This window comes from Arthrobacter sp. D3-18, assembly GCF_054408525.1.
The window spans coordinates 2,425,922-2,449,282 of the sequence record NZ_CP096440.1 but is presented as its reverse complement, the minus strand read 5'-3'; the positions used below and the strand labels follow the sequence as shown (position 1 = coordinate 2,449,282).

Here is a 23,361-nt window from a genome sequence, read left to right as displayed (position 1 = left end):
GGAGGGTCTGCCGTGGTCAGTCGCATCGTCGGCTTATACCTCCTTGTGGCACCGAGACCGTGATCCTTATCGTGGGCGGCACAGGTCGCCTGGGTGTCCGTGTGGTGAGCGACTTGGCGGGTGCCGGGCAAACTCTCCGCATCATGGCTCGCGGCAACTCGCAACCGTTACCCGATACGAAGCCTAGCGGCGTGGAGGTGGTTCGCGGCGACCTGTCCTCAAGGTCGGACTGCATGCTTGCGGTTGAGGGTTGCCGGCAGGTGGTGTTTGCGGCGTCGGGATTCGGATTGAGAAGGGGCGGCACCCCGCGCAGTGTTGACCGCGATGGTGCACTGCGGCTCCTGGAAGCGGCAAAACGCGGCGGGGTGGAACACTTGGTAATGATGTCCATGCACGGCGCTGCTGCGGACGCCCCACTGGAGTTTCTCCGCATGAAGTTTGCGGCAGAGGAGGCACTCAGGTCCTCGGGAATGGCTTGGACCATTATTCGAATGGGTGCCAACCTTGAACAGTTTGTGGCCTCCATTAGCGAGCCCCTCAAGGAGAAGGGCAAGGTGCTGGTCTTCGGCTCTGGACGCGCGCCAGTGACATTCACATCAACGGCCGATGCTGCGGCACTGGTTGTCCGCGCCCTTTCGGACCGGGCACTGCGGGGGCGAACCATCGAGTGGGGATCCGGTATCCATTCGTTCAATTCACTTGCCGATGCTATCCTGGCCGACGCGGGCGGAGGCTCAATCAAGCGAATACCAGTGCCCGCCTTGCGCATGATGTCCGTTGCTGCACGGCCGTTCTCGCCCTTCATGGCCAGGATGGCAGCGGCGGCCCTCTGGATGGAGTCGGGCCAAGCGGTTTTTGATCCCACGCTGCAGCGAAACGCTTTTCCTGACATCCCTGTCTTTGGTCTGGAACAGAGTCTCGATCCACGCGCTTAGGCGTTTAGGATCGACTCATGGCCGGTTCACTGGATGTTCTTGGCCCCATCCTGGAAATGATGACGTGGGTGGGGTTTGTCCCCGGCGTGCCGTTGCTTTTATGTGCATGGGTCATTGCCCGGCGCCGATGCGTTTGGACCACCGCCGAGGGAGAACAGTTCGCCGCAGGCGGATTTCTGGGACTGCATTGGGTAGATCGGGCGAACGAGGAACAAAAGGTCCTGCTGGATATCCCTGCCCGCGACGGGAGCGTTGAATCAGGCGCTGTGCTGGTCCACTACGACCTCTGCCACCCCTCCCGATGCTCGCTGCATCCGCCGCGCCACGACAACACTGTTCTGATTCTCGGCTGGATCCTCACTGGTGTTGGGATACTGAGCACCCTCGGCGGGTTCGTCCTTCTCCTTCTCTAGCGCGAACCCCTTGAACGTCCAATTGCTCCGGGGCTAGCATTTCCGCGCACGGTCAACGCGCACCGTAAACCTAGGAGACTGCTATGAGTGAGACGACCGCAACCCTGATGGTGGACCTGATTATTTCCCTGGACGGATACGCTTCTGCCGAAGGTTGGCCTGGTTGGTGGGGATTGGAAGGTCCGGAGTACCTGGCCTGGTTGGATGAAGAGGGAAAGAAGGACTTCACCACCCTGATGGGCGCGAACACGTACCGGGTGATGTCCAGTATGTCGGAGGAAGCCTCCGAAGACAGTTCGGGGTTTTCAGAGGAGGAGGGCGCCAGCCTGAGCGGGTTGGCTGCCATGCCAAAGATCATCTTTTCCTCCACCCTGAAGGAGCCCTTGGCATGGCCCAATTCAGAACTCATTTCGGGTGACGCTGTGGAGGCCGTCCGGGAACTAAAGCGGACCCGAACCGGCACGTTGAGCACTCTGGGCAGCTTGAGCCTTTGCCGTTCCCTGCTGACGGCCGGGCTGGTGGACAGGTTTCGCTTGGTGATCTTTCCCGTGATCACCGGGAGGACCGGTAGTGAGCGAATCTATGACGGCTACCCGGATGTCGCCTTGGAATTGGTGGACAGCCGGACGTTCGACGGCCGCTCGCAGCTACTGGAGTACATACCCACTGTCATCGAGGGCCCGCCTCCAGCAAGGCAGGTTTGAGTTCACATGGGTGCAGGCAGCGAATCAATTCCGAATTTGCCTGAATCCCAACCGGAAGCCGGGGCCTTGCCCTTGCCCTTGCCCTTGCCCTTGCCCTTGCCCGAAGTCATTGTCCAGCAGGTGCATCTGCCTGCAGGGGTTGCGGGCCCCACAGAGATCAGTTTCGATGTTCGCTGCTTTGTGCTGCCTGTTTCCGGTGGGATTGTTCTGATTGACACGGGAATGGGAGGCAGTGCCATGGACATCAACCAGGCGCTGGAACGTCTGGGCGCCGGTTGGGGTGATGTCTCCGATGTGGTGCTCACCCACGCCCATGCAGACCATGTGGGCGGTTTGGACGATGTCCTTTCGAGAGTGGGGGATGCTCTGTTGTGGGCAGGCGAGGCGGAGTTAAGTGCCTTGCCTTTCCACGCCCGGGCCGCAGCCGACGGTGCTTCAATCCGCGGGCTGCGCATCATCCACACTCCCGGGCACACGCAAGGGCACATCAGTTTGCTGCAAGAAAGTGACGGCTTGTTGTTCGTCGGTGATGCTGTGGGAACCATGAACGGGGTCATGGTCCGCCCTCCCGCTCCCTTCACTGCTGACCCAGTGGAGGCTGAATCATCGCTCCGGAAACTCACCGAGGTATCGCACAAGAGGATGCTGTTCTCGCATGGGGCCGAGATTTCCGATGCGAACGTCCGGCTCCGCGCCCTCCTCGAACAGCCTTCGTCTCTGTCATAGCCCGCCAAGGATTGGCGGCACTCACCTAACGTTCAGAGTCTGACCTTGGTTAATGTGTTCGAACAGTGGAGCGAGGCAATCAGCGTAATAGGTCATGGCCTCGGCGAAAGTAAGCAACTTTGGTCCGGCCGCGGCGGCAAATGCCGAACCCTGCGGGTCTGCTGGGTCCACGTGGCAGAGAACAGGTTCGCGGCTGATGCCGTCGGCGGTCAAGGTGGCAATTCCCCAAGGATGGCTTGGGTCGCTCACGGAGATGCCGGCGGCATCGAAAGTGTCCCGCAGGACGTAGTGCGTGACCGTGCGCCAGGACTGGACAAAGGGCTGCTGCAGTTGCTCAATCAGGTCATCGTCGTCGCTGTTGTAGGCGTCCGAGAGAGCGGCGGAAAGAGCATCCCATTCGTGGGCATCGCGGACCATAAGGTGCGCGGCCCGAAGGCGGGCGATAGTTTCATTCAACGTCATGGTAGTCCCCAAACTTCCCGTCGTTTGGCTGGCCCGAATGGGCAAGCCTGACCGCCGTCGGCATGTCACTATCAAACAGAACGGATGAAGCCGCAGCTTGATTCCCTGAAAAACGGTGCTTTTGCTTTTTAGCCGCGACATTCCTTGGCCGCCTAGCAAATCAGTAGCCTTACTAATAGGGTGGTTGTGGGGAAAGCCCCCGGACGCGAAGAGGAGTGAGGCCCGCATGGCTGAAGAGCAACCCATCAGCAAAGTCACGGACATCATCAATGATTCCAAGATCGGAATGTTGACCACCGTCAATGAAGAAGGTGCGCTGGTCAGCCGGCCGCTGGCTGTGCAGGAAGTGCAGGACGACGGCGACATGTGGTTCTTTACGGGACTGGGGACCTCACAGGTTGCCCATGTGCGACAGAATCCGCGAGTCAATGTTTCCTTCGGCAAGAACACCGAGTGGGTGTCTGTAGCCGGGACTGCCCACGTGGTCACGGACCGGCAGAAGATCCACGAGATGTGGAACCAGGTTGTAGAGGCATGGTTCCCTGACGGTCCGGACACCCCGGAAGTTTGCCTGATTCACGTAGATTCGGACTCGGCAGAGTACTGGACAAGCCCGGGCGGAACGGCCGCAACGGTACTTCAATGGGTCAAGTCCAAGGTCACCCACTCCCGCTTCAGCGTAGGCGAAAGCGGCACAGTGGAACTATGACCCACCATGGTTGACGCTGAGCGGTTTCGGGTCCTTTTGGAGGAGGAACGGAGTCGCAAAATCGAACTACTCAAGGCGCTGCGAAGCGACATCAGCTCGGTGAGCCTCGCCCGGCAAGACTCCAATGTGGACGACGAACACGATCCCGAGGGCAGCACCATAGCCTTCGAGCTCTCCCAAGCGTCCGCCCTCATGGGCCAAAGCCGGGTTGGTTTGGAGCAGATCGACGAGGCACTGGCGAGGATAGCGGCGGGCACGTACGGATTGTGTGCGGTTTGCGGCGTGGCCATTCCCGAAGGCAGGCTTGAGGCCAGGCCCTGGACGCCGTTCTGTGTCAATCACGCCTCAGGAAAAAGCTGAGTCAGTTGGACATTCCCGGCGAAACCGGCACAAACTCAATGCCCTGCTGAACCTTCTTCCTGGGGCCCCGGTTGAATCCTTTAGCGTCCAGGTCATTGCCGGCACGGTAGGCTGCCAGCGCTTCGTCATAGATCTCGTTGAGCCGTCGGCCAGTAAATACTTCCTCGGTTCCGTCGGCGAAGACTACGGCCACCGCGACGCTGGCGGGAAAGTGCCTTTTCATTCGGATGAAGCCTTGGGGGTCCTGGTGCAGGGAGATCACGTGCCAACCGCGCTTTCAGTAGTGTTTATGTCAGTCTTCCGTATGTGAGGCGCATTTGTAGCTTTGCCCTTCAGCCGGTAATTCATCAGGACGATTCCGGACGGGTAATGACGGCACTCGATGAGTTCCAACTTCGTCCATTGACAGACCCGGCCGAAGAACGGAATGCCTCCGCCCAGGATTACGGGGATCACGGAAATGCCCAGCTCATCGATCAACCCCAATTCAACGAATTCCGTGACCAGCTCACCACCGCCGAACAGGCAGATGTCTTTCTCCACGGCAATGGTTGCCTTGATGCGTGCAACCAGTTCCCGCAGATCGCCGGAGAAGAGTTCCGTGTTGCCCTTGGTGGCGAGTGTTTGCTCGTGGGTGACCACGTACGTGGGTACTTTGGACCCTACGCCGCCCATGGTTGCTACCTCACGGTAGGTGTTGGCCCCCATGATGTATGCCCCGGTTCTGCGTTCGGTCGCTTCGAAACCGTAGTCCTCGTCCTTGGCCATGGCGTCGTTCAGCCATGAAAGGTCGCCGCTCTCTGACGCGATGTATCCGTCCAAACTGGCAGCCATGCCCCCGAACACCTTACTCACGGCAAGGATTCCGTGTCCGGGGAGGTTTCAGTTGTGCTGGCCCGGTCGGCTGCTGCGCCCTGCTTCCGGCTGGCCAGCAGGAACGGCAGCGCCATGAGTTCGATGAATCCTGCCATGGCCAATGATGCCGGATAGCCGTAGAGGTCAGCTCCCCGGCCCAGGGCGGGCTGGATGACTACGCCGCCGCTGGAGCCCATCAGTGAATCGAAGCTCAGGACCGTGGCCCGCTGTTTCGACGGGATCATGTCGTTGACGTATGCCTGCCGCACCGGCGTGGCGGCAGAACCGACGACGGCCCAGAGAGCGAGCAATATCAGCGCCACCCAGAAGATACGTGTGAATCCGAGGACCAGCAGGATGACGCTACCCACCATAGCTCCAAGGAGGAGCACGGAGGTGCGCCTGTGGAAAAGTCGCCTGGCATGCGGAGCGAGCCAGCCCCCGAGGATCTGCGATCCCGCGACAATCGCGGCGGCCAAGCCCGCGATGGAATAGGCCCTGGGATCGCCAAAGAGGTCAAGCAGGTACGGCTGCAGGGCGTAGAAGACGTAGATCCCGACGCCGGCACTAAAGGGGGCGGCCAGCATCACGTACCGCACGGGCGGGTTTTTCAAGCCGTTCTCGATCGACGCGGACAGTACGGCCCGAGTCGCGCGGAGGGGATGCGTCGAACGCTCAGGCGTGAAGCCGACGTCGTGCATGAGTCCAAAGGCCACCGCAAACATGGCGAGCAGCACCAGCACCCGAAGGAGGAAGGGCACGCCAAGATTGGTGGCCTGGGCAACCACCCCGCCTGCTACTGAGCCCACCAGCATCGCCACACCCTGGACCATCTGACCTCGGCCGAGTACCGATTCCAGCCCGCCTTCGTAGCCCGAGAACCGCAGGGCATCCACGAGCCATGCTTCAACCGCACCGGAGAAGAACGTAAAGCCGAGGCCCAGAAGGACCGAGACCACGGCCCACATCCAGAACGGCGCGGAGATCTGCCACATCACAAAGTACAGATAAGTGGACACGGCCAGCGTCACCGTTCCCAGCAGGAACGACACACGCCGGCCCCATCCGTCGGCGATCACTCCCGTAGGGACCTCAAACAGCACCATGCCTACGGTGAAGAAGGCGTTGGCGGCAAACGCCTCCAGATTACTTAAACCGGCATCCAGCAGGAACAGGGTGTTGATTCCCCAGATGAAGGAGGCCGCAACGGTATTGCCCAGCGTCAATGTCAGATAGACGCGTTGGATCTTTCGGGCGGCGTCATTAAGAGTGTCGCCGCCATCGCCGGTGCGGGGAGGGACCACCAGCTAATTCTCGTCCCGTTGCCCGTCCTCCGCCAGAGCCAGGAGGATGGAGAACTACGTTTCGTGACTTGTCGGGATGTCCTGGGAGGCTGCCCATTCGCTGACATCCCGGCGCTCAATGGCAGCAGCCATCATGTCCGGAAAGAGATCCGGTGTGCACGCGAAAGCCGGCACGCCGATGCCTGCCAGAGCTGCTGCATGACTTGAGTCGAAGGACGGATGGCCGCTGTCGCTCAAAGCCAGCAAAGCAATCATGGTGGTCCCCCCACCCACAATTGAGGCGGCTCGACGCAGCATTTCTTCGGCTATGCCGCCTTCATAAAGGTCGCTGATCAGCACAAGGATGGTCTCTGCGGGCTTGGTTATCTGATCCTGGCAATAGGCAAGGGCGCGGTTGATGTCGGTCCCTCCGCCCAGCTGTACGCCGAAAAGCACGTCCACGGGATCGTCCAGGTCGTCCGTCAGATCTACAACTTCGGTGTCAAAAACCACCAATCTGGTGCTCACGGACCGCAGTGAGCTGAGAACTGCTCCGAACACACTGGAGTACACGACGGATTCAGCCATTGACCCGGATTGGTCAATACACAGGATGATTTCGCGCTGAATCTCGGTGCTGCGCCTTGCATGGCCATGCAGCCGTTCGGGCACCACCGTGCGGTACTCGGGCTGGTAATGCTTGAGGTTGGCGGCGATGGTCCTGTTCCAGTCGATATCCCTGTGCCTGGGTCGGCGCGTCCTGGCGGAACGGTTGAGGGCACCTGAGACTGCTTGGATCGTCTTGGCGCGCAGCCGTTCCTCAAGTTCCGTGGTGACCTGCCGAATGACTGACCTGGCAGTTTCCCGGGACTCTTCGGGGATCACCCGCCCCAGTCCCACCAAAGTACTCACCAAGCCAATGTCCGGTTGGACAGTACGGAGCATCTCCGGTTCCAAAAGCAACTGTCTCAGGCCGAGCCGGTCCATGGCATCGGACTGCATCACTTGGACTACTGAGGAGGGAAAGTACCCGCGGATATCCCCAAGCCAGCGGGCCACGCGTGGACTCGACGTACCGAGTCCTCCACGCCGGCCGGACCCCGCACCGTAGAGCTCTTCCAACGCCTGATCCCGCCGAACGTCATCGTCGGATAGTTGGACCGGCACGCCACCCTCCGTCGAAATGCCGTCCGCGTCCTGCCCGCCCAGCACCAGGCGCCACCGGCTCAACCGGTCCCGGCCGGCACCGGAGGAACCATTGCCGGAAACATCGTCTGCGTATGAGCCATGCGTGACGTCGGAAGTACCCGTCATACGATCGCCTCCCATCCCAGAATTCCCGCCATCGTTTGTATCGCCGGGCCTGCTCCAGCCAGGTCCACATTGACGGCTTCCGCGGTAGTGCCAGACCCGACCCTGCTTAGCTGCTCGCCGATTTCACGCCGCTCGGGCCTGCTGAAAGCCGAGAACGTCCTCCTGACCAATGGCAAAACGTCCTCGAACACGTCATCGTCCACGCCTTCCATCCAGTCATCGACGATCTGCAGGAGGCGCCGATCGTGGATAAGCAATGTGGCATCCCCGGATAGCAGGCCGTCCAGCCACGCAGCGGCTTCCGGCGCTGGTGTGGCGATGGAAAGACGGCGACTCAGACGTGCCGCCACATCCTCCCCTTCCACCAATCCTGCATCCAGCAGAATCCGGGTGGAACGGCCAGCCACCGCACCATGGATTGTGTCTGATTGGGCCACCGCGGCAAGCGCTGCATGCCAGTCATCCGACGACAGCTCAGGCAGCAGGGCCAAACCATCCTGCGCCGAATCAATGGCCCGACGCATCGCACCAGCAGCATCGTCGTCCAAGCCCGCGCAGGCGGTGGGCAGTCCCACGCAGGCGCGCACCACCGTAGCTTCGAGGATCTTCCGAACATCACTCACATCCACCGCTCGAACGTTGCCGTACCGGCAAGTGCGGGCCAAGGGGGCGATGGTTTCCAAAAGGGGAGCAGCGTCCTGCTGAAGCGCGGTGCGTTCTGCCAGCGCGGACACGACGCCGGCAATACCGTCGGGCAGCTCGGCCAGGAGACAGCCTTCCAACAGTTTGCCAAGGACCGGCAGGCCTTCGGCTGCCTGTGCCTGTTCCGAGACGAAAGTGCTTGCGGCTGAGGCAACGGTGGTGCCGTATCGGCTGGCTTCCACCACCGAGACAGCCAATTCGGGCTTCCATAGGAGGGTCCACGCTTCCTTGAAAGTGCCGGTGGTCCTGCCGGTGTCCGTTGGCTCACCCCAGTCCACCCCCAGCAGTGCAAGGCGGTGGAGAAGCACCGAACGTGCCAACTGGTTCGGCTTGCGCAGGTCCAGGATCATGACTTCTTCCATGGCGCTGGGTTTCATGCGCAGCTTGCGCTGGGTAGCGGCGAGGTCAGCGGCCAACGGGAGGGTAGGCACAGAGTCCGGGACGTTGCCTAGCTCGCGGCCAACAGTAAGTTCGCGATGAACCAGAGCCAGCGGCAGGGGAGAACCGTCGCAAAGAACAGTCTGCGCGGCGTCGTCCAATTCGGGTAGGCCGGGGCTGGGTCTTCCGCGGACGGCGGCCAACGCGGTAGCCATCCTGCTGGCCTCTACCACCGACGCAGTGGACGCATCCAGGTTCTCTTTGCGAAGCGCGTGGGCTACCCGAACCATCCAGGTGGTGGCCACATCCCTTGTGGGATCGTTCCCCATCCAATGTGCGAACAGGTGTTGATACCAGCCCGGCGCAGTGACCCCTGCGCCGTATCCGCTGCCCAAGCTGAGCCGGTTCGAGGTCCAGGGAACCCAGGTGACGGCCACCTTTGTTTTCGGCAAACCGGCGAGTACTTTATTGTCGGCAGAAACTGCTGGAAAACCGGCGGGTATCAATGCGGGTGCGTGATAGGCCCCGCAAACTACAACAATGCGTTCATGCCCTTCCCGCATGGCAGAGCGCAGGATGCGCCGCATGGCAGCTTCCCTGCGGTGGTTCTCCACCACGTCAGGATGCGTAGCAGGACGCTGATCCATGCCGCGGATTTCCGAGATCGCATCGATGAGGGCTTCGAATCGCTCAACAGGGTCGGTGTTCCTGTGCTCCACAGCGTCCTCCCACCAGCGCTCCGCATCGCTGTACCCCGCAGCCTCGGCCAGCATCCCAATGGCATCGGGCCGGTAAGCCAACTGCGGGGCTGTCTGCTGGGGACCCGTCTGCCGGGGGTCTGTTTGCTGGTAGTCTGCGGGCGGTTCCTCAACGACGTCGGCTGCTCCGCCGCCGTCGGAGGTGACGGTAGAGTCCTCCTCCGAAGCGGACAAAGCACGTTCCTCCGCTACCCGGAGGGCAAAGGTGTGTGCAGCAGGCAGATCGATGGCACGCACGGACTTTCCCGTGGTCAGGGCCCAGCGGATGGCTACCCACTCAGGCGAGAAGCTGGCCATCGGGTAGAAGGAAGCCAAGCGGGGCTCGTCCACAGCGTAAATCAGGCCGGCGACCGGAGGAACCATATCCGGATCCGTGACCATCGGGATGACCTGGTCAAGTTCGGGCGGCCCTTCGACCAGCACCAGATCCGGTCGAAGGGTGGCCAAGGCTTCAGCGACGGAATGGGCCGAACCCGGACCGTGATGGCGGATCCCCAGAATGTGGACGTCTGTCATGTTTTAGTTGGACGACTCGAGGTCGCGGCAGGCCCGGTAGAGGTCTTTCCATTCAGGCCGATTCCGGACGACGGTCTCCAAGTACTCCTGCCAGATCACGCGGTCTTGGACGGGATCCTTGATCACTGCGCCCACCAGGCTTGCGGCTACGTCCTCTGCCCGGACGGTGCCATCTCCAAAGTGCGCGGCCAGGGAGAGCCCGTTGGTCATCACGGAAATGGCCTCTGCCGTGGACAACGTAGCCGACGGTGACTTGATGGTGGTGCGCTGGTCCTGGGTTACGCCCGACCGCAGCTCCCGCATGACGGTGACCACCCTCCGAATCTCGGAAAGTGCAGCCAAATCCGCCGGCAGCTCCAGGGACTCACCCAAACTGCGAACACGGGTGGTTACAATCTCCACCTCTTGATCGATGCTGTCCGGGAGCGGCAGGACCACAGTGTTAAACCGGCGGCGAAGAGCGGACGAGAGGTCGTTGACGCCTTTGTCGCGGTTGTTCGCGGTGGCGATCACGTTGAAGCCCTTCCGTGCCTGTACTTCCTCGTTGAGCTCGGGAATGGGCAGGGTCTTCTCGCTGAGGATGGTGATGAGGGAGTCCTGCACATCGGAGGGGATACGTGTCAATTCCTCCACCCGCACCAGGCTTCCTGTCTCCATGGCCCGCATGACGGGACCCGGGACCATGGCGGTACGTGAGGGTCCATCGGCGAGCAGGCGGGCATAGTTCCACCCATAACGCAAAGCCTCTTCCGGTGTACCCGCAGTGCCCTGAACCACCAGAGTGGACGAGCCTGAGATCGCTGCGGCCAGATGCTCCCCAAGCCATGTTTTCGCGGTTCCCGGAACGCCCAGCAGCAGCAAGGCGCGGTCCGTGGCCAGTGACGCCACAGCGATTTCCACCAAGCGTTCGGAGCCCAGATACTTTGGAGTGATCACGGCCCCATCGGCCAACGTCCCACCCAGGATGTAGGTGGTGACAGCCCAAGGGGAGAGACGCCAACTGGGTGGACGGGGGCGGTCGTCAACAGCTGCCAAGGCGCTAAGTTCGTCGGCATACGCATTCTCGGCGTGGGCGCGAAGAACCTCCGTTGCATTCTGGGCGTCGGTCATCGGAAAGCCTCCGTCAGGGATTGTCTGAATGATTGATATTGGACGGCATCGCGCAGGACACGGCGCCGGACGGCGTCGTCGTCTGTTCGGGCCAAAAGTTGACGGCATTGTTCGGTGGCAACGGGCGGAAGGGCGGTAGGAAGGACAGCGGCCAGGGTCGCTGCCAGGCGGCCGTCGTCCTTGCCGGAAATCAGTGTCAGTACAGCTTTGGCCAACGGCGCGGACCAAGGCTGCGGCACGTCCTGCAGCAGTGAAGCCAGCGTCAGCGGTTCGTCGCCACTTTCACGGATGTGCCGCTCCAGCCACTGTGCGCGCTCGTCGGGCGTGAGGCAACCCAGCAGTCTTTTGTCAGTCTTGACTGTGAGCAGCCCACGGGCCCATTCAGCATCATCGCGGACAGCAGTGGTGGCGATCAGCGCTTCCAGGGTGCGCTCTTCGTCCTGCAGCAGTGCCGCAGTGCCCGCCTGGTTCCGGCCCGTTACCGATGTCCAAACCTCCAGCGGCGCGCCACGGATGATCACGTCCAACCGTGCAAGCCGATCGGGTTCACCTCTGCGAGGGTCGGCGGGAATCCCGTCGCGCAGTGCCTCCTGGTCAGGGTCCGGAGGGAGCGCGATTTCCAGGCGCTTGTTCAGGATCCCTTTGACGTGCAACAGGGGTAGGAGCCGGGCTGCCATGCGGGCCGCACGTGCACTCCCTGGGAGTTGGTCGAGGAGCCGGAGCGCAACGTCCCGTACGCTCTTCGCTTTGTCGTCCAAGGCTTGTTCCAGCAATGCTTCGTCGTCCTCATTGAGGTTGCCGGCAAACAGGGCCAGGTTTCCGGCGCGTTCCCTGGCGCTGAGCGACGTCCAGTACCCACGGAGCTGCTCGCGCGCAGCTGCCGGATCACGGCCTCTTAGGCGGTCAAGTTCCGCCGCAGCGGCAGCGCTCCCAAGTTCAGACCATTCTGCTGCCGGTTCGTGTGAGGGTGGGCTCTTGAGGTCCTGCAACCAGCGGCCGCGGGATCCGATTGCCGGTTCAAGACACCTGAAAACAGCGGATTTTGTCTCGGCCAGGTTGAGCAACGCCGGCAGCAGCCGGTGGGGGACCCGCCGTCGCGATTCTCCAGCAAACCGGAGCCAGTCCACTACCAGCTGGGTTCTCAGCTCAAGCCCCACCGGCGGTTGGGTCAGTAACAGCTCCAACAGCCGGGCGGCCTCTCCGCTGGCTTGAGGCTCCATGTCAGCGGGTGCAGGCGAAGTCAGACCAGAGGCTGGGGCTGCGGATGGTGTCCGGGCCGCACGGGTTACGACGTCGGCCAATGCCGCTTGATCCAGCAGGGATTCCTCGCGGGTCAGGTCATGCGGTGCACGGAATCCCAGTTCGACGGGCGGCTTGGGGGCGTCGTGCCGTGCGGTTCCCACCAGGGCCGCCGTTCGGAGTTCGACCAACCAAGTCATGGGGTCACCACCATTCCATCGACGACGACGGTCAGCGGACGAAGGCGGCCATCCTCCAGTTCGCCGAAAATATCGGCAGCATGGCCACCTGTCAGCGCCAGCAGGGCGTCGAGGGGAGCATCCACCAAAGGAAGTGCGTCGCCGCTCGGATCGTGCAACCAGCCCAAGTCCTGCGGGTTGACGGTGACTCCTTCCAGCAGCACAGGATGCCTGGCCCGCCACGGCGAGCGCGCAACTGCTGCAGACTCCTGTTCCAGCGCTTGCCGGATGGTGTAGCCCTTGCCGAGGCTTGTGGCTACGCCCTGTGAGGTGATGGGTCCGGTGAACAAAGCACGCCTTGGCGCTGAACCGGGGTAACGGGCAACTGTGACAGCAAGCTGCGCTCCTGCGAGTTGCGGCGCAGCCAGCCCCTGGCCTTGTCCGGCGAAGTCAAGGATGACGACCATCGTGCCATCGGGTGCTCGAAGCCAAGTTCGTTGTTGCTGGAGGCGTCCATCGTCACTGCGGTGGGCTCCGAGCACCAGCCACGGGCCCTGCAGCGACTCGGTGTCCTGTACGTCAGCAGACGCGGTGGCCCAGCCGAGGACAGCTTTAACGTCAGCGAATTCGTCCGGTGTGAGTGCGTCTCTTGCTGACCATGTTTTTGTCAGGGCCCACCAGCGGCCCGCGTGAAGGAGAAGATGGTCTGCCCAGTCCGTCCGGCCGTGAATTTGGGATGCCATTTCCCGCACTTGTTCGGCCAAACCGGGAAGCTGGGAGTCCACCAAGCGGGCTGCCGCGCCATCCCACCAGGAATATGGCTGATTGCGGGCAGCGGCAAATCCGGTCCGTACAAGGTCCGTCAGCCACCGCGAAAAATCATCGATCCCGGCATCCATGAGGGCGAGCCTGGCAGCGAGCCGTTTTGCCTGTGCTTCAGGATCTACCGGTTGCTCGGCCTGTCGCCGGTCTTTTGCGGTGGCACGACCGGCCCGTTGATCGGCCCATTCCTTTGCGAAATCCGCGGTGTCGGCTCCGGCCTGGGCTGCCTCACCCCGGGACCAAAGCAACAGCAGTGCTAATGCGTGCTTGCAGGGAAACTTCCGGCTGGGACACGAGCACCGGTAGGCGGGTGCGATGATGTCCACGCTCACTTGATAAGGCGTTTTCCCGCTGCCTTGGCACTTTCCCCAGACAAGGACATCGTTGCTTCCTGAGTCGGACCACGGGCCGGGATGCGCAAGTTTCCGTGCTGCTGCAAGCGAGGACGAGTCCGGGGCGGCCTTCATTACTGTCTCTTCGCTCCAACGCCCCATGAATCACATTCTGCCTGACGGCTCCGACACTATAGAACAGCAGTCACGGTGTGGCGTTGCACCAGGCGGGGAGTCGGACTTGTCTCCCCGCCTGGATCGTTTGTGTCTTACACCTGATTGCTCACCAAGCCCGGCTTTTTCGCGGTGACTTCAGTACGCCCGGCTGAAAGCAGCGGCGCAAAGAAATCTCCCAGTTCAGCCGTCGCTGTCAACGGCAGTACGTTGGCGACGTACTGATCCGGCCGGACCACTACAACCACGCCGTCGCGGCTGAGGCCACGCAGCTCGAAGATGTCAGCATTGGGGTCCGTGCCGAAGACCTTCTCGAGGTAGGTGAGCTTGAACGGTCCAACCGTGGGTTTGAAGGCCGCGGGGACGGCGTTGATGTCCACGTTGGTGTGGTCTTGCTGGTAGATCACCTTCACGTCGAACCAGGCGTCGATGTCAGCGTCCGACGGCGTCGCCGCCAGCGGAGAATCCGGCGAGTTTGCGATCCAGTCGGCAAACTCCGCCACAGGTCCCTGGGCTCCAGCCTGCGCCCCGTCAGCGAAGACATAGATGCGCCAGCGACCGTCTGCCTTGGCGTGGTGGCCCAGGTGCATGGGGTTCGTGTCGCAGACCCGGAGCACGGGAGCGGACTTGAAGCGCTTGCCAACGGGGAAGCCGGTGGCGAGCTCCTGATGTTGTGCCTCGGCGATGACCAGCGACTGGGTGTACTGGGTCATAAAGCCTGCGGGGAACTCGGCAGTGCTGGTGTAGAAGGTCTCCAATTCCGCGGGGTCCTCGAACTCTTCGGGCTTCTTGGCCATCAGGGTGGACCACTGTTTATCGAAGTCGATGAGGTTCTTCGCCACCACCTGGCGTTCAGCCGAGTAGGTGTCCAGCAGGGACTCGGGGCTACGGCCTTCCAGGACGTGGCCAAGTTTCCAGCCGATGTTGAAGCCGTCCTGCATGGAGACGTTCATACCTTGCCCGGCTTTAGCGCTGTGGGTGTGGCAGGCGTCGCCGGTGATGAACACCCGTGGAGTGCGGCTGCCGCGCTCCTCCGGCAGGACGTCGTCGAACCTGTCAGTGAGCCGGTGTCCCACTTCATACACGCTGTGCCAGGCAACGTTGCGCACATCCAACGTGTACGGGTGAAGGATGTCGTTGGCTTTTTGAATGATTTGTTCAATAGTGGTTTTGCGAACGGCGCCTTTGTCATTCGGGTTGACTTCGCCCAAGTCGACGTACATGCGGAACAGGTGACCGCCTTCGCGGGGAATCAGCAGGATGCTGCCGCCGGCTCCGGACTGGATGGCGCATTTAGTTCGAATGTCAGGGAAGTCGGTGACAGCAAGGACGTCCATGACGCCCCACGCGTGGTTGGCCTGGTCGCCCGCGAGGTGACATCCGATGGACTCACGGACCTTGCTGCGCGCTCCGTCTGCGCCCACCACATACTTGGCGCGAATCACCCGTTCCTGGCCTTCGTTGGGCCCGGAGGTGTAGGCGAGCGTTACCGTGACCGGGTAGTCGCCCTCTCCGGTGACATTGAGGCTGTGGAACTCGTAGCCGTAGTCCGGTGTCATGCGGGCGGGGGAGTTGGCCATGAATTCTGCGAAGTAGTCCAGGACCCGTGCCTGGTTGACGATCAGGTGCGGGAACTCACTGATCCCAGCGGGATCATCCACTGCCCGGGCAGCCCGGACGATGCGCGAATGGTCGGCCGGGTCCGGCTTCCAGAACGCCATCTCCGTGATCCGGTACGCCTCGGCCGTGATGCGCTCCGCAAAACCGAAGGCTTGGAACGTCTCGACGCTGCGCGCTTGGATGCCGTCGGCCTGGCCGATGGCCAAGCGCCCGGGGCGGCGCTCAATGATACGTGTGGTGACGTCAGGGAACTGCGAAAGCTGTGCTGCCGTCAGCATCCCGGCAGGGCCAGTGCCCACGATAAGGACGTCAACCTCGTCGGGAAGCTCGGCTGGGCGATTGATACCGACGCCGGCGGCCGGCTCAACACGGGGGTCACCGGATACGTAACCGTGGTGGTGGAACTGCACGGGCTTTCCTCACTTCTTTGTGGGCTGTCGCATTGAGTCGTTCGATAATAGAACAGTGTGTTCTATTATTGCTCACACAATCGTAATGCGGCTCACACCCGCGTTCAAGTCCTTGAAGGGTCTTATGACGGAACCCTGTGTAGCTTCCGGCGGATTGAACCATGGGCATGTCAGGATCAGGTATGCCGCGACTGATGCTTTTGGATACTGCCTCCTTGTATTTCCGCGCCTTCTACGGTGTGCCCGATTCCATTCGACGATCCGACGGAACGCCTGTGAACGCGGTGCGGGGCCTGATGGATATGATCGCCCGCCTCACCACCGACTACGAAGCCACGCACTTGGTGGCCTGCTGGGACAACGATTGGCGCCCGCAATGGCGCGTTGACCTGATTCCAAGCTACAAGTCGCACAGGGTCGCGGAAATTATTCCGAATGGTCCCGATGTAGAGGTTGTCCCGGACCCGCTTGAGGCGCAGATTCCCATGATCCGCCGAGTATTGGACCTTGCCGGGATCGCTGTGGTGGGAGTTGACGAGCATGAGGCTGATGACGTCATAGGCACCTATGCGAGCCAAGCGACCTTCCCGACGGACGTGGTGACTGGTGACCGCGACCTCTTCCAGCTCGTCGATGACGACCGTGGGATTCGTGTCATTTACACGGCCCGCGGCATGAGGAACCTGGAAGTCCTCACCGACATCGTAGTGGTGGGCAAGTATCGTGTCCTGCCCCAGCAATACGCCGACTACGCAACACTCCGGGGCGATGCCTCCGACGGGCTGCCCGGAGTGGCCGGCATCGGCGAAAAGACGGCGGCGTCGTTGCTTGGCACGCACGGCTCCTTGGAAGGACTTCTTGAGGCGGCGGAAGCACCCGACGGCGGGTTGTCGGCTTCCCTCCGGGCCAAGCTGTCCGCGGCGGCTGACTACCTCAAGGTGGCGCCCGCCGTCGTGAATGTCGTGCGTGACTTGGAGGTGCCGACACTGGAAGAAGTACGCGCCGAGCTGCGTCCCGTCACCGGAGACGCTCGCGCCGAACTTGAGCAGCTGGCAAATGACTGGAATCTGGGTGGATCGGTCAAGAGGTTGCTGGAGGCGCTGGACCGGGTCCGCCGACGACACCCATCATAGAAACCGGTTCACTTTCACAGCCCAATGACAGGTTCGAAACAGCCAGCGCTGGGGTGAGTCTCTCATCGTGTTAAGAGGACGGAACTAGTGACCGTCCTTCAGACACCAGCCGTACTAACGGCTCATTGAGGAGAGGCATATGTCGAAAATCAAGAGAATCACCCTGGGTATGGCAGCGGGAGCGCTGGCACTAGGCGCAGGACTTGGTGCAACCAGTATCGCGACGGCGGCCACCACACCATCACCGAGCGCTACGTCGTCCCCTGGCTCCACGTTGTCCGGGGATGCAACCACCCCGTCAGATCGTGGGGGAAAGCTCGGCGGGCACGGACGTGATCGGGGCCAAATAGCGGCTGAGTTGGCAACAAAGCTTGGTGTGGACGAAGCCAAAGTCACCGAAGCCTTGAAGGCGTTCCGTGAAGCAAACAAACCCACCACGCCACCCGCCGAAGGAACGGAAGGAACAAAGCCCGACCGTTCAGCTCAGGATGCCGCCCTGGCAAAGTCACTCGCTGAAGCATTGGGCGTAGAAGAAGCCAAGGTCACCGCTGCACTGGAAGAAATCCGAGCCGCGGGCCAAGCGGAACGTTCCGCCGCCCTGAAGACCAAGCTGGACAAGGCGGTCACGGACGGCAAGCTGACACAAGCCGAAGCTGATGCCGTGACCAAAGCTGTCGAAGCCGGGGTCATCGGAGGAGGCGGCCGCTAGGATCACTGGGCGAAAGCCTTCCGCATAAGGATCCCCCGGATACGTCCGGGGGATCCTTTCGGCAAACTTGTTGTCAACCAGTTGTCGATTTCTTCTCGCGCTGTTCGACCTATGGATGAGAAGGTCGAAGGGCGGCTTTCCACGACACAGGAGATTGAGTCAAATGGCGAAATACATGTTGATCATGCGGGCAGACGACGCTTCATACGCCAAGTTCGAGAACATCGATTTCAACGAGATCCTCGAGGCAATGGGAAAATTCAATGACGAGCTGATCCGTGCCGGAGTCCTCTTGGCCGCTGAAGGCCTGGACGACGCCAAGGACGGAGTGGTTGTGGACTTCACCGGTGAAACCCCGGTGGTCACTGATGGCCCCTATGGCGAAACAAAGGAACTCTTCGGAGGCTATTACATCCTGGACGTCGCCTCCAAGCAGGAAGCAATCGAGTGGGCCAAGCGTGCGCCGATGACGGCAGGTACCAAGACCGAAATCCGGCGCGTCACAAGCATCGACGAGTTCCCTCAGGACAATGAATGGATCCAAAAGGAACGCGCATGGCGCGAGCAGACCGGTCAGCTCTGATTTCGCCGCCGGTCACCAGCGACCGGCGTGAGCAGCAATGAGGCAAGGGCCGCCGTCGAAGCGGTGTGGCGGAGCGAATCCGCCCGCATCGTCGGCGCCCTTGCCCGCTACACCGGTGACTTCACGTTGGCAGAGGACCTTGCCCAAGAAGCGCTGGCAGAAGCTCTCGTGTCCTGGTCCGTCAACGGCATCCCCGCAGAGCCGGCGGGTTGGCTCCTGACTGCCGGCCGGCGTCGGGCGATCGATTCGTTCCGGCGTCGTGCTGTTCGCGACGAAAAGTACGCCTTGCTGGCCCGCGATCTGTCCGAAGAGGAGCCGGGCGTGGACACTTTGTTCAACCCTGATGCAATCGATGACGATGTCCTCTCATTGATGTTTGTCTCTTGCCATCCCGTGCTGCCAAAGGAAGCGCGAATTGCCCTGACGCTTCGTGTGGTGGGCGGCATGGGCACGGAAGAGATTGCCAAGTCGTTCCTGGTCCCCGTTCCGACCATCCAGGCCCGCATTACGCGGGCAAAGAAAACTCTGGCAGCGGCGCACGTGCCGTTTGCGGTGCCGGAGGCGTCTGAAATTTCGGAGCGACTGGGCTCAGTGCTGCAGGTGGTCTACCTGATCTTCTCGGAAGGTGCCTTTGCCTCGGGGGGTGACTCATGGATGCGGACGGAACTGGCCAGCGAAGCACGTCGGCTCGCCCGCGTTTTGGTTCGGCTGGCTCCCGAGTCCGAAGTGTTTGGCCTCTTAGCCCTGATGGAACTGACCGCAGCACGTTTTCCTGCCAGGCTCGACGCAGCCGGTCAGCCGGTCCTTCTCGAAGACCAGGATCGACGGCGGTGGGACCAGTCCGCGATACGCCGGGGCAGGGCTGCCCTTTCGACGGCGGTGGCGGCTGGCCGAGGTCTTGGCGCATACGGATTGCAGGCCTCCATTGCGGAATGCCACGCGGTGGCTCGGACTGCGGAGGAGACGGATTGGCAACGAATCGTGATTCTGTACGAGGCACTGGGGCGGCTGGTTGCATCCCCTGTGGTTGAACTGAATCACGCAGTTGCGGTTGCCATGGATTCCGGCCCGGCCTCCGGATTGCAGTTGGTGGATGCGATCGCGGACAGGGGTGCTCTGAAAGGGTCGCACCTTGTACCGACAGTGCGAGGTGAGCTCCTCACCCGGCTCGGTCGGCTCGCGGAAGCCAAGGTAGCTCTGTTGGAAGCACTCGACCTGTGCTCGAACGCCGCCGAACGGAGTGCGTTGGAGCAGAAGATCGCAGACTTGGCAGGCAAGCAGAACTGACACATCACAACAAGAGGGACAAGGCACTTGCCCCTGACCGCTCGTGGATGTAGTTCAGCCCGTGCTTCTGCCGCAACACCTTTATGGCCGCAACACATTTATGTTCTGCGGGGTGTGTGGTGGTGGTTGCGTCGGGGTGTTTGTTGGGGGTCGATGTGGGGTGGGGGGATGAACCAGGGGGTTCCTGTTGTGATGTTGATGAGCCATTGTTCTTTGTGGATGAGGTGGTGGTGGCTGCAGAGCAGGGTGCCGTTGTGTGTTGAGGTGGTGCCGCCGTTTGACCAGTAGGTGGTGTGGTGGGCTTCGCACCAGGGTGCGGGGATGGTGCAGTCGGGGAAGGCGCAGCCGCCGTCGCGGGCGGTGATGGCTTTGCGGATGTGGGGTGGGAAGATCCGGGTGGTGCGGCCGATGTCCAGGACGCGGGAGTCGGTGCCGAGGAGGACGGGGATGATGTCGGCGTCGCAGGCGATTTTGCGGATGGTGTTCGGGTGGATCGGGCCGGTGAAGGTTGCTGTGCCGGTGCTGAGCGGGTTCCGTGCGGGTCCGGTGCCGGGTTGTTGGTGGTTGTTGTGGTTGTTGAGTCGTTCGAAGAGGTCTCGTTCGTCGATGGTGACGGTGAGTTGGGGTCGGAGTCCGCCGTTGGAGGGCAGTTTCCCGGTGGTCATCGCGAGGGCGCAGGCGCCGACGAGGCCGTTGAGGAGTTTCTGGGCCCGGCTGCGCCGGTCCAGGTCGGGTGTGGTGCCGGGCCCGTCCTGGCTGGTGGCGTTCTGGAGTCGTGGGTTGGTGGCGGTGTTCATCGCGGTGGCCAGGGTTTCGTATTGTTCGGCGGTGGCGAAGATTTCGATGTGGTGAAGTCCGTGGCGGCGTCGGCGGCGGAGGAACGCGCCTTGGAGTTGGCGGAGGACTTCTTCGGAGGGTTCGGGGCCGTCCTGGTCGATCATGTCGGTCCAGCGTTTGGTCATTTTGCTGAGGAAGTCCGGGTCGGAGTCCAGGGCGGTGGTGGTGAGGGCGTGTTCCATCCGGGTGATGGTCTGGTCATCGGTGAGCTGCCGGACGTGGTCCAGCGCGGTGCTGATGATCGTCGCGGACCGGGAAGACACCTCTCCAGAGGAGAGAGCTTCGGCCAGCGCTTCGCGCCGGGCCGGGATCTGTTGCCCGGCCATTCCGGCCTGCGGCAGCACCTCGGGGGCGAGGGCCAACCTGCGCCGGGCCTCCGCGAGGCTGATCCGCAGCCGGGCCCGAAGGAACTCAGCGGCGTTCCGGTACCCGTCATCCAAAGGGCTCACTTTTGGGGAGCGTGCTTCACCAACGGAAGCCGACGCCACACCCGATCCTGGCCCTGGTTCAGTCCAACCGGTCCGCCATTCCGGCGTCGCTGCCGACGCCCCTGACGACCCGGGTTCTGTTTGCTGTGCTTCCCTCCGGGTTCGTTCCACCGCCTGCGCCGCGACAACCTGCAAGTACTCCAACGACCGGGAGATCTCCTCAATCCTGCCCGCAAAGTCAGCAGCCTCAACGAACCCGAACAACCGCGCCTCATCGGAAGCTATTGATCTCAACGCGTCCGCTGCGGCAGCACCCTCAAGGAGCGCCGCTTCCAGTACCGGCAAACCCGGCGCCGAGGATTCCGGCCACAGCGACTCCGGCCACAGCGACTCCGGCAACTGTTCGGGGGCGGAGGCCTTTGTCCAGGGCAACTGCCCGGGCACCTCCTCGGGAGCTGCACTTTCCGGGGCGGACGTTGCGGGTGCCCCTAGTGGCGGGGAATCTCCGGCGTTAGGCGCCGACGCGAATCCAAGAAGCAGCTCAGGGGTCCGTGAGGTTTCCGCATAGGTGCCTGCCGCAGGGCCAACATACGCAGTGTCCTTGTAAGCGGAATCCCAGTACGCGGTCAGCCGGGCAGGTACGCCTACAGATCGCCGGGCGCGTTGACGAAGCAACTCATAGGCGCGCGGCGAACCAGCCCGCCGTGCCACGACCTGCCCGATAATTCCCATACATAAACCCTGTCATGGGGGTCTGACATTTTTAGCTCCCTTGCAATGGCTCTCCTGTAAGACGGCAAAAGAAGAGGCATTCCGGCGGTAACGGACGGAAAAATGCTGGAGTCGGATGCCTACAGCGTGGGCAGCAAATACGCAGGTTCAGGTTGATGGACTCCGCGGGGGCGGTATCCCAGTGCTTCTACACTGCCTGGAAGATCGGCCAGGTAGCAGATGATGGCCAGCCGCTAAGGCAGAAGGATGGAAACCGCTTCCCCTACTATTTGCGCCCCTCGTACCCCGATCAATGCGTCGTCAGTAAACGATCAATCTCGATCACTCCGGGTAGCCATATTCATCGTCGGTGACCAACTCACCCCACGACGTTTCCGAACCATCAGTGATGCCAGCGGTTTCCCACATGGCCAAGTGGCTCATGAAGTGGTCCGGTGCTGCGCCGTGCCAGTGCCATTCACCCGGTGGTGTGTAGATGGTTTGACCTTGCTGGACCACTTGCACCGGACCGCCTCGTGCCTGCACCAAGCAGACTCCGTCTGTGACGTGAAGGGTTTGCCCTCCGGCATGCTTGTGCCACGCGGTCCGTGAACAGGGCGAGAAGCGGACTATGTTTACCCGCAGCTGAGATGGCGCCTCCCCCTTGGCGATGACGTCAAAGTAGACGTCGCCGGTGAACAGCCCGGCCGGTCCCTTGGTGCTGGTGGTTTTGGGAATGATATCCATGGTGCCCCTTGGAATTGAAGAATTAGTCACTTGTTGTGGATGGACCGGAGGTCCCCGGAATCCTCAGGAATCGCGGGGGTCGTCGCGGCCCAGCTTGCGAGTAGCTGCAGGGCATCCGCCGTACCCGTCCCGGGTTCCGCGTTGTAGACCGTCAACGTCAAGCCGGCATCGGCGGACAACTCAAGGGCTTCGTACAGCAAATGCAGATCGCCAACTACCCGATGCCGGAAGTGCTTCTTCCCGGTGTAATGCTGGCGTACGTTATGGGATGCCCAACGAACCCGGAATTCCTCGCTGCGCGTGGACAGCTCACCCACAAGGTCGCTGAGACCCCGGTCGTAAGGATCGCGGCCTGCCTCGGTCCGCATGATGGCCACCGTGTCGTTGGCCGCCCGTTCCCAATCCGTATAGAAATCCCGGCTGCGCGGATCGAGGAAAAGGAATCGGGCGTGGTTGGGCGGACCTGCGGGGCTATCGTAAATGTCCGAGTACAAAGCGCGCCCCAGGGCGTTCGTTGCCAGGAGATCCAGCCGACCGTTCCGGACGAAAGCGGGTGAACCGCTAATCGCATCCAGGGTGAGCTGAACGCCAGACCGGATGACCTGCTTCCGCACCGGCCGGCGTCGTGACCTGCCACCGTCGCTCGCCGCGCGGGCGAGGTCGTACAGGTGGGCACGTTCGGCGTCGTCGAGTTGCAGGGCGTTCGCCAGGGACTCCAGCACGCTTTCCGAGACACCCGCGAGATTTCCCCGCTCCAGGCGGGTGTAGTACTCCACGCTTACTCCGGCCAGCGTGGCCACTTCGCCGCGGCGGAGGCCCGGTACACGGCGATTGCCACCATAGGCGGCCAGTCCGGCTTGCTCTGGCGTGATCTTCGCCCGTCGCGTGGAGAGGAAATCGCGCGTCTCTGTTCGGTTGTCCATGC

The 23,361-nt window shown here is 62.0% G+C and carries 23 protein-coding genes; 10 read left to right on the top strand and 13 right to left on the bottom strand.

Going from position 1 to position 23,361, the window contains the following annotated elements:
• Nucleotides 1–59 precede the first annotated feature (59 nt).
• The 4 genes from M1D89_RS13500 to M1D89_RS13485 all read left to right on the top strand — a co-directional run bounded on the left by M1D89_RS13500 (nucleotide 60) and on the right by M1D89_RS13485 (nucleotide 2,778).
• The gene (locus tag M1D89_RS13500; protein WP_498644154.1) at nucleotides 60–935 is read left to right on the top strand and encodes an SDR family oxidoreductase; all 876 of its coding nucleotides are present in this window, start codon (nucleotides 60–62) and stop codon (nucleotides 933–935) included.
• Between the two features lie 17 nt (nucleotides 936–952).
• Nucleotides 953–1,348, top strand: a complete 396-nt coding sequence (locus tag M1D89_RS13495) for a hypothetical protein (RefSeq protein WP_091467238.1) — start codon at nucleotides 953–955, stop codon at nucleotides 1,346–1,348.
• 83 nt (nucleotides 1,349–1,431) lie between these two features.
• Nucleotides 1,432–2,052 carry a dihydrofolate reductase family protein gene (locus tag M1D89_RS13490; protein WP_498644152.1) on the top strand — a complete coding sequence of 207 codons (621 nt, stop codon included), beginning with the start codon at nucleotides 1,432–1,434 and terminating at the stop codon, nucleotides 2,050–2,052.
• Nucleotides 2,053–2,172: 120 nt separating this feature from the next.
• On the top strand, nucleotides 2,173–2,778 hold the full coding sequence (locus M1D89_RS13485; protein WP_498650956.1) for an MBL fold metallo-hydrolase: 606 nt from the start codon (nucleotides 2,173–2,175) through the stop codon (nucleotides 2,776–2,778).
• 21 nt (nucleotides 2,779–2,799) lie between these two features.
• Here M1D89_RS13485 and M1D89_RS13480 read toward each other — a convergent pair whose 3' ends face one another.
• Nucleotides 2,800–3,240, bottom strand: a complete 441-nt coding sequence (locus tag M1D89_RS13480) for a hypothetical protein (RefSeq protein WP_498644150.1) — start codon at nucleotides 3,238–3,240, stop codon at nucleotides 2,800–2,802.
• Nucleotides 3,241–3,466: 226 nt separating this feature from the next.
• Here M1D89_RS13480 and M1D89_RS13475 point away from each other — a divergent pair, with 226 nt between their 5' ends.
• Nucleotides 3,467–3,949, top strand: coding sequence for a pyridoxamine 5'-phosphate oxidase family protein (locus M1D89_RS13475; RefSeq protein WP_498644148.1), 483 nt, complete (start codon nucleotides 3,467–3,469; stop codon nucleotides 3,947–3,949).
• 6 nt (nucleotides 3,950–3,955) lie between these two features.
• Nucleotides 3,956–4,309, top strand: coding sequence for a TraR/DksA family transcriptional regulator (locus M1D89_RS13470; protein WP_498644146.1), 354 nt, complete (start codon nucleotides 3,956–3,958; stop codon nucleotides 4,307–4,309).
• A gap of 1 nt (nucleotide 4,310) precedes the next feature.
• Here the strand turns inward: M1D89_RS13470 and M1D89_RS13465 are convergent, their stop codons facing one another.
• The 9 genes from M1D89_RS13465 to M1D89_RS13425 form a co-directional block, all read right to left on the bottom strand.
• Nucleotides 4,311–4,571, bottom strand: a complete 261-nt coding sequence (locus tag M1D89_RS13465) for a hypothetical protein (protein WP_498644144.1) — start codon at nucleotides 4,569–4,571, stop codon at nucleotides 4,311–4,313.
• Nucleotides 4,568–5,143 (bottom strand): dihydrofolate reductase family protein, encoded by a 576-nt coding sequence (locus tag M1D89_RS13460; protein ID WP_498644142.1) that lies wholly within the window; start codon nucleotides 5,141–5,143, stop codon nucleotides 4,568–4,570. The genes M1D89_RS13465 and M1D89_RS13460 overlap by 4 nt, the downstream gene beginning before the upstream one ends.
• A gap of 17 nt (nucleotides 5,144–5,160) precedes the next feature.
• The gene (locus tag M1D89_RS13455; RefSeq protein WP_498644140.1) at nucleotides 5,161–6,468 is read right to left on the bottom strand and encodes an MFS transporter; all 1,308 of its coding nucleotides are present in this window, start codon (nucleotides 6,466–6,468) and stop codon (nucleotides 5,161–5,163) included.
• 54 nt (nucleotides 6,469–6,522) lie between these two features.
• A complete protein-coding gene (locus M1D89_RS13450; protein WP_498644138.1) occupies nucleotides 6,523–7,761 on the bottom strand; it encodes a VWA domain-containing protein in 1,239 nt (412 codons plus the stop codon).
• Nucleotides 7,758–10,115: a DUF5682 family protein gene (locus M1D89_RS13445; RefSeq protein ID WP_498644136.1), complete on the bottom strand. Its 2,358-nt coding sequence runs from the start codon at nucleotides 10,113–10,115 to the stop codon at nucleotides 7,758–7,760. Before M1D89_RS13445 ends, M1D89_RS13450 begins: the two co-directional genes overlap by 4 nt.
• Before the next feature lie 3 nt (nucleotides 10,116–10,118).
• Nucleotides 10,119–11,225, bottom strand: a complete 1,107-nt coding sequence (locus M1D89_RS13440; RefSeq protein WP_498644134.1) for an ATP-binding protein — start codon at nucleotides 11,223–11,225, stop codon at nucleotides 10,119–10,121.
• The gene (locus tag M1D89_RS13435; protein WP_498644132.1) at nucleotides 11,222–12,664 is read right to left on the bottom strand and encodes a DUF5691 domain-containing protein; all 1,443 of its coding nucleotides are present in this window, start codon (nucleotides 12,662–12,664) and stop codon (nucleotides 11,222–11,224) included. The genes M1D89_RS13440 and M1D89_RS13435 overlap by 4 nt, the downstream gene beginning before the upstream one ends.
• Complete coding sequence (locus M1D89_RS13430; RefSeq protein WP_498644131.1) at nucleotides 12,661–13,959, bottom strand: SWIM zinc finger family protein; 1,299 nt, start codon at nucleotides 13,957–13,959, stop codon at nucleotides 12,661–12,663. Before M1D89_RS13430 ends, M1D89_RS13435 begins: the two co-directional genes overlap by 4 nt.
• Nucleotides 13,960–14,066: 107 nt before the next feature.
• The gene (locus tag M1D89_RS13425; RefSeq protein ID WP_498644129.1) at nucleotides 14,067–16,001 is read right to left on the bottom strand and encodes an FAD-binding monooxygenase; all 1,935 of its coding nucleotides are present in this window, start codon (nucleotides 15,999–16,001) and stop codon (nucleotides 14,067–14,069) included.
• A gap of 167 nt (nucleotides 16,002–16,168) precedes the next feature.
• Here M1D89_RS13425 and M1D89_RS13420 point away from each other — a divergent pair, with 167 nt between their 5' ends.
• From M1D89_RS13420 to M1D89_RS13405, 4 genes are all read left to right on the top strand, one after another.
• On the top strand, nucleotides 16,169–17,134 hold the full coding sequence (locus tag M1D89_RS13420; RefSeq protein WP_498650955.1) for a 5'-3' exonuclease: 966 nt from the start codon (nucleotides 16,169–16,171) through the stop codon (nucleotides 17,132–17,134).
• Between the two features lie 139 nt (nucleotides 17,135–17,273).
• Nucleotides 17,274–17,843, top strand: a complete 570-nt coding sequence (locus M1D89_RS13415) for a hypothetical protein (RefSeq protein WP_498644127.1) — start codon at nucleotides 17,274–17,276, stop codon at nucleotides 17,841–17,843.
• Nucleotides 17,844–18,006: 163 nt separating this feature from the next.
• Nucleotides 18,007–18,426 (top strand): YciI family protein, encoded by a 420-nt coding sequence (locus M1D89_RS13410; RefSeq protein ID WP_475033158.1) that lies wholly within the window; start codon nucleotides 18,007–18,009, stop codon nucleotides 18,424–18,426.
• Nucleotides 18,427–18,453: 27 nt separating this feature from the next.
• Entirely contained in the window at nucleotides 18,454–19,713 is a 1,260-nt protein-coding gene (locus tag M1D89_RS13405; RefSeq protein ID WP_498644125.1) for an RNA polymerase sigma factor, read from the top strand.
• Between the two features lie 98 nt (nucleotides 19,714–19,811).
• Here the strand turns inward: M1D89_RS13405 and M1D89_RS13400 are convergent, their stop codons facing one another.
• From M1D89_RS13400 to M1D89_RS13390, 3 genes are all read right to left on the bottom strand, one after another.
• Nucleotides 19,812–21,710, bottom strand: a complete 1,899-nt coding sequence (locus tag M1D89_RS13400; protein ID WP_498644123.1) for an HNH endonuclease signature motif containing protein — start codon at nucleotides 21,708–21,710, stop codon at nucleotides 19,812–19,814.
• 321 nt (nucleotides 21,711–22,031) lie between these two features.
• Complete coding sequence (locus M1D89_RS13395; protein ID WP_498644121.1) at nucleotides 22,032–22,436, bottom strand: (R)-mandelonitrile lyase; 405 nt, start codon at nucleotides 22,434–22,436, stop codon at nucleotides 22,032–22,034.
• A gap of 26 nt (nucleotides 22,437–22,462) precedes the next feature.
• The gene (locus M1D89_RS13390; RefSeq protein ID WP_498644119.1) at nucleotides 22,463–23,359 is read right to left on the bottom strand and encodes a helix-turn-helix transcriptional regulator; all 897 of its coding nucleotides are present in this window, start codon (nucleotides 23,357–23,359) and stop codon (nucleotides 22,463–22,465) included.
• Between the last annotated feature and the right edge of the window lie 2 nt (nucleotides 23,360–23,361).

Excerpts from the sequence above, each read along its gene's own strand:
- M1D89_RS13495 (WP_091467238.1), top strand. The coding sequence starts at position 953 with ATGGCCGGTTCACTGGATGTTCTTGGCCCCATCCTGGAAATGATGACG.
- M1D89_RS13490 (WP_498644152.1), top strand. The coding sequence starts at position 1,432 with ATGAGTGAGACGACCGCAACCCTGATGGTGGACCTGATTATTTCCCTG.
- M1D89_RS13480 (WP_498644150.1), bottom strand. The coding sequence starts at position 3,240 with ATGACGTTGAATGAAACTATCGCCCGCCTTCGGGCCGCGCACCTTATG.
- M1D89_RS13475 (WP_498644148.1), top strand. The coding sequence starts at position 3,467 with ATGGCTGAAGAGCAACCCATCAGCAAAGTCACGGACATCATCAATGAT.
- M1D89_RS13470 (WP_498644146.1), top strand. The coding sequence starts at position 3,956 with ATGGTTGACGCTGAGCGGTTTCGGGTCCTTTTGGAGGAGGAACGGAGT.
- M1D89_RS13460 (WP_498644142.1), bottom strand. The coding sequence starts at position 5,143 with ATGGCTGCCAGTTTGGACGGATACATCGCGTCAGAGAGCGGCGACCTT.
- M1D89_RS13450 (WP_498644138.1), bottom strand. The coding sequence starts at position 7,761 with ATGACGGGTACTTCCGACGTCACGCATGGCTCATACGCAGACGATGTT.
- M1D89_RS13445 (WP_498644136.1), bottom strand. The coding sequence starts at position 10,115 with ATGACAGACGTCCACATTCTGGGGATCCGCCATCACGGTCCGGGTTCG.
- M1D89_RS13440 (WP_498644134.1), bottom strand. The coding sequence starts at position 11,225 with ATGACCGACGCCCAGAATGCAACGGAGGTTCTTCGCGCCCACGCCGAG.
- M1D89_RS13435 (WP_498644132.1), bottom strand. The coding sequence starts at position 12,664 with ATGACTTGGTTGGTCGAACTCCGAACGGCGGCCCTGGTGGGAACCGCA.
- M1D89_RS13430 (WP_498644131.1), bottom strand. The coding sequence starts at position 13,959 with ATGGGGCGTTGGAGCGAAGAGACAGTAATGAAGGCCGCCCCGGACTCG.
- M1D89_RS13420 (WP_498650955.1), top strand. The coding sequence starts at position 16,169 with ATGTCAGGATCAGGTATGCCGCGACTGATGCTTTTGGATACTGCCTCC.
- M1D89_RS13415 (WP_498644127.1), top strand. The coding sequence starts at position 17,274 with ATGTCGAAAATCAAGAGAATCACCCTGGGTATGGCAGCGGGAGCGCTG.
- M1D89_RS13410 (WP_475033158.1), top strand. The coding sequence starts at position 18,007 with ATGGCGAAATACATGTTGATCATGCGGGCAGACGACGCTTCATACGCC.
- M1D89_RS13400 (WP_498644123.1), bottom strand. The coding sequence starts at position 21,710 with ATGGGAATTATCGGGCAGGTCGTGGCACGGCGGGCTGGTTCGCCGCGC.
- M1D89_RS13395 (WP_498644121.1), bottom strand. The coding sequence starts at position 22,436 with ATGGATATCATTCCCAAAACCACCAGCACCAAGGGACCGGCCGGGCTG.
- M1D89_RS13390 (WP_498644119.1), bottom strand. The coding sequence starts at position 23,359 with ATGGACAACCGAACAGAGACGCGCGATTTCCTCTCCACGCGACGGGCG.